General features: G+C 69.5%; 5 protein-coding genes. 3 read left to right on the top strand and 2 right to left on the bottom strand.

Annotated features, from left to right (window positions below):
- The 3 genes from ACWELJ_RS33320 to ACWELJ_RS33310 form a co-directional block, all read left to right on the top strand.
- A partial coding sequence (locus ACWELJ_RS33320) for a hypothetical protein (RefSeq protein WP_452370047.1) occupies positions 1-530 on the top strand: 530 nt, incomplete at its 5' end.
- A 148-nt stretch (positions 531-678) separates the two neighbouring features.
- Complete coding sequence (locus ACWELJ_RS33315) at positions 679-2,070, top strand: polysaccharide pyruvyl transferase family protein (RefSeq protein ID WP_452370046.1); 1,392 nt, start codon at positions 679-681, stop codon at positions 2,068-2,070.
- A complete protein-coding gene (locus tag ACWELJ_RS33310; RefSeq protein WP_452370045.1) occupies positions 2,067-2,906 on the top strand; it encodes a glycosyltransferase family 2 protein in 840 nt (279 codons plus the stop codon). Before ACWELJ_RS33315 ends, ACWELJ_RS33310 begins: the two co-directional genes overlap by 4 nt.
- A 127-nt stretch (positions 2,907-3,033) precedes the next feature.
- Here ACWELJ_RS33310 and ACWELJ_RS33305 read toward each other — a convergent pair whose 3' ends face one another.
- On the bottom strand, positions 3,034-3,660 hold the full coding sequence (locus ACWELJ_RS33305) for an MspA family porin (protein ID WP_452370044.1): 627 nt from the start codon (positions 3,658-3,660) through the stop codon (positions 3,034-3,036).
- A 245-nt stretch (positions 3,661-3,905) separates the two neighbouring features.
- The coding region (locus ACWELJ_RS33300; RefSeq protein ID WP_452370043.1) for a methyltransferase domain-containing protein at positions 3,906-4,728 on the bottom strand (823 nt) is incomplete at its 5' end.

The following is a 4,728-nucleotide window of genomic DNA, read 5'->3' as shown; positions in this document are numbered from 1 at the left end:
GCCGGGGTCGCACGCGGCTGATCGCGGCGTTCGCCGTCGCGCTCGTGGTGGCGGGCGGCGTCGGTCTCGGATTCGGTACCGGCGCATTCCGATCCGTCGCCGGCGGCGGGAGCAGCTCGATCGCTCAGTCGCCGGTCGCCGCGGCCGCGTCCAAGGAGGCCGCGGTGCAGGCCGCCTGCGATTACGGCAAGCTCATGAGCTCCTACGACTACAGCAATGGCGACGGCTGGCAGGCGAAGGTGATCGCGGGGGCGACCGGCGCCTGGAAATCGCAGGCCCAGACGCTGTTGCCGACCATTCGGCTGCTGCTCGAGCGCGACTCCGAGCACACCTGGTCCGACACCGCGGTGTGCACGGTGACCTCCGGCGGCGGCACCCACTACGAGCTGGCGGTGGACATCACCGAGCTGACCGCCGCCACCGAGAACAAGCCCGACCAGGCCAAGCACCAGAACATCACCATGTCGATGGACTACGTGGACGGAAAGTGGCTGTGCAGCAAGTGGGTCAGCCCGTTGTTTCCGAGCTGATGCGAGATGGTCGTACGCCCAGTTATGATCTTGTGAGCGAAGCGATTTCGCGCTTCGCGGGCCCTTCGTTCGTATAGCGCGAAGGGCTGGTCGTGCGATAGATTCGCACCGGATTCGTGCTCGGATCGGGCGTCGGAAGGAATCGGGCGTGGGGAACTCTGGCGCGGGGGATGGTGCCGGGACATTGAAGGTGCTCGTCGACAACGGCGAGTACTGGCTCCGCAATCGCGGTGACATCGCCATGATGGTGATGACCGTCGAACGGCTACGGGAACGCTGGCCGCACGCCCGGATCGGCATGCTCACCGACGAACCGCACATCCTGCGCGGGGTGCTGCCGCAGGCCGAGCCGGTGGTGGCGCACGCGGGCGGGCCGTGGGGGCGCGACGGGCTCGCGGGACGGCTCGAGGAGACGGCCGGGGTGCGTGTGCTCGGCCCGGCGGCGCTGCGCTGGCGATCGGCCACCGAGGTGCCCAAACACTATCTGCGCGGGGTGAAGAACTGGGCCCGCAAGGAAGTTCAGGTGCTCGCCACCGGGACGCCGGAGTCCGAACCGGCCGGCATTCCGGACCTGCCGCCGGTGCCGACCGCGCTGGCCGGCGCGGACCTGGTCATCGCCCAGGGCGGCGGCTACATGACCGATATCGACCTCTATCAGGCGCATCGCACCCTCAACCTGCTCGAAGCCGCTCAGCGCCACGGCATTCCGAACGTCATGATCGGGCAGGGCCTGGGCCCCATGCGCGACCCCGACCTGCTGCGCCGCGCCGCCGAGGTGCTGCCGGGCGCGGACCTCATCGCCCTGCGCGAGGGCCTGCGCGGGCCCAAGCTGCTGGCCGAGCTCGGCGTGCCCGAGGGCAAGATCCTGGTCACCGGTGACGACGCGGTGGAGTTCTCCTACCGGCTGCGCCGTCCGGGCATCGGCACCGATCTCGGCCTGTGCCTGCGGATCTCGGACTACTCCAAGGTGACCGACTCCGCCCGCGACACCCTCGGGGAGGTGCTGCGCCGCGAGGCCGCCGCCCTGAAGACCGCGCTGGCCCCGCTCATCATCTCCGAATACGACGACGAGGACCGGCGCCACACGCTGCCGCTGCTCGAAGGCGCCGCCCGCACCCGGCCCGTCATCGGCCGGGCGGGCACCGCCCAGGACGTGGCGCGACAGGTCTCGCGCTGCCGGGTCCTGGTGACCAGCGCCTACCACCTCGCGGTTTTCGCGCTCTCCCAAGGTATTCCGGCCGTCGCTGTAACGGCCTCGCAGTACTACGACGACAAATTCTATGGGTTGGCCGACATGTTCGACGCCGACACCGCCGCCGGACTGCGCATCGTGCACCTGGATGTGGACGATCTCGACGCCGAATTGACACGTGCGATTCGCCAGTTGTGGGAGTCCGCGCCGGAACTGCGGGATACCCTGCAGCAGAAGGCACTCGAGCAGATCGACGCCGGCCGTGCGGGCTTGGATCGGGTGTTCCGGCTCGTGGCGGGAGGTGAGGGCGCAGCCGGCGAACCTGCCGAACCAGTTCAGGGGGAATGATGAAGAACCTTTCGGTGTGCGTCCCGGCCTACAATTCCGGCCGCACCCTGGAGACCACGCTGCGCTCGATTCTGGACCAGGACACCGACCTCGAGGTCGTCATCCTGGACAATGCCAGCACCGACGACACCGGCGCCATCGCGAAATCCTTCGACGACCCGCGGGTGCGCGTGCACCGCAATCAGGAAATCCTGCCGATCGGCGAGAACTGGAACAAGGCCGTCTCGCTGACCTCGGGCCGCTTCGTCAAGGTCGTCTGCGCCGACGACATCCTGCTCCCCGGCTCCCTGGACAAGCAGCTGGAGATCATGGGCGACAACGGAATCGCCATCTGCTCCTCCAAGTTCCAGGTCATCGACGAGCACGGCGCGGTCGAGGAGACCGATCTGGGCCTGCCGAACCTGCTCGGCCGCCGCGACGCCCGCATGCTCATGCGCACCATCGTGCACCGCGGCCCCGCCGATTTCGGCCCCACCGCCGCCGCCGTCTTCCGCCGCCAGGACTTCGACCGGGTCGGCGGCTTCCGCGGCGACCTGGTGTTCCCCATGGACGTGGACCTCTTCGCCCGCGTCAGCGCCTTCGGCGACTTCTACGGGATGGCGGAAATCCTGGCGGCCTGGCGCAATTCGAGCTTCAACCTGTGCAGCCAGACCTCGACGGTCAGCAAGCTCACCGAGATGCTGCGCTTCCACCACCGGCTGGGTGCGGAGTATCCGGAGTACGTGGGCCGCGGCGCGGTGCTCGGCGGGGATTGGCGGCTGGCCCGCGCCGCCGCCGAACGCGTCCGGGTGCGCACGGTCGCCACCGCGCTGCGCCGCCCCGATCTGCTGCACTGACCGCCGATACTCGGTTCGCCGGGCTATGAGCGGGCGCATTGTGCGTGCGAATTGTGCTGCGCCGCACAGCTTTCGATGCCGCCGGTCCGGGCGGTCGGCGAGGCGCGCGACCGCCCGGACCCGGGAATCAGATACGCGCCAGCGGTCCGTAGGCGACCACGGTGTCGCCGGCACTGCTCACCAGCCGCACGAACGGGCGGATGGTGGTGGTGCCCAGCACGCCGGTCACGGTGCCGTGGAAGCCGGACATCATGATGCAGCCGTCGGTGCCGGAGACATCGCCGCCGGCCACGTCGACCGACTGGATGCCCGGGCCGAAGCCGACATCGAGCTGGACGCCGAGCGTCGGAATCAGGTTGTAGAGATCGGCCTTCGGGCCGTCCCCGCCGATCTCCAGCTCCAGACCCGGGGTCTGGTACTGGAAGGAGATCTTGCCCGAGAGCGTGGCCGGATAGCCGACCTGGTAGCCCATGGTGAGGTGGCCGTTCCAGGGGTCGCCCGCGGGGAGGGTGACCTTGAAGCAGGCCTTGCCGCTGTGGAACCACTCGCGGGTGAGCGGATTGCCGTCCAGCGGCGGCACGAAATCGATCCGGGTGTCGGCGGAGAAGGCCTCGACCGTGCGACCCTGCTGGTCGACGACCGAGTTGTTGCCATCGATGGCGGCGGCGGCCGACCCGCCGCTGAGGACGATTCCGATGGTACCGGCGACCGCGACGGCCGCGGTGCGCGAGAGCGCAGTCTTGGTGTTGCGCATGATAGATCCCATTCCCTCATCAGGTATTGCTGCGTAATTGCGTACGCGCGCTTGATGATTCCCCTGTGTGCTCAGGACACGGGTGAACGTCCCCGGTCCCCCTCGGCCGATGATCGACCCCAACGCAGAGACTATCCCACTCGATTGCCCTGCGTGTGGCCACAATCGCATGATCGGTATCACAAGCCGACGAGTCGCGAATGCCCGGTCTTCTCATGCGGGTGCCGGGCGAGAGTTGCTGGGTTTCATAGCGATTCCCGCACGTCGATCACCCACTTCCCGTCGAGTTCGGGCCACCGGGGCGAAACCTCGGGTAGGAGGTCCGGCAGCGTCAGCAGGACCCGATCGGGCTGCGCCGCAACGAGTTCGGCGGGCGACAGGATCGGGATGTCGGTTCCGGGCATGCGGCGGCCCTGTTTGCCCGGGGAGGCGTCGGCCACCCCGGCCAGCAGTCCGCGGTGCGCGCCCGCGAGATGCAGCAGGGCGACCGCGCGGGAGGCCGCCCCGTAGGCGTAAACGCTACGGCCGGAAGCGTTCTCCGCTTCCAGCCAGCCGCGCAAGGCCCGGGCCTGCTGATCGGCGGCCGACTGGAGCCCGCGCACCACGGCCGGGTCCGCGACCGCCGCCTCCGCGACGCGGATCCGCGCGATGGCCGGGTCGGCGTCGGCTGGAGCGTGGACCGCGGCCACCAGGACGGTGCCGCCGTAGAGCTCGAACTCCCACGCGGTCACCGCCGCCAGTCCCGCCGCGCGCAGCAGGGCGCGCAGCGAGTCCATCGAGTAGTAGGCGAAATGCCCGTGCCGCAACGCGTTCCACTGTCCCTGTTCGACGATCGCGCGCAGCGAGTGGAACTGCAGCAGCAGTACCCCGCCCGGTGCGATGGCCGCGGCGCGCCGTGCGAAGGCGGCGCGCTGATCGGGTTCGTGCATGATGCCGAAGCAGTCGATCACCACATCGGCGGGGCCCTCGGTGACGGTGTAGCCGCGGGCGGTCAGCAGCGGCAGCCAGCTGCCGCCGTGCGGGCTGCCGAACTCGCGCACGGTGCCGCCGCCGGGCAGCCGGCCCCCG

It is taken from the genome of Nocardia sp. NPDC004582, assembly GCF_053602115.1.
The sequence above is the reverse complement of the archived record's forward strand: the minus strand, read 5'-3'. Positions and strand labels throughout refer to the sequence as shown.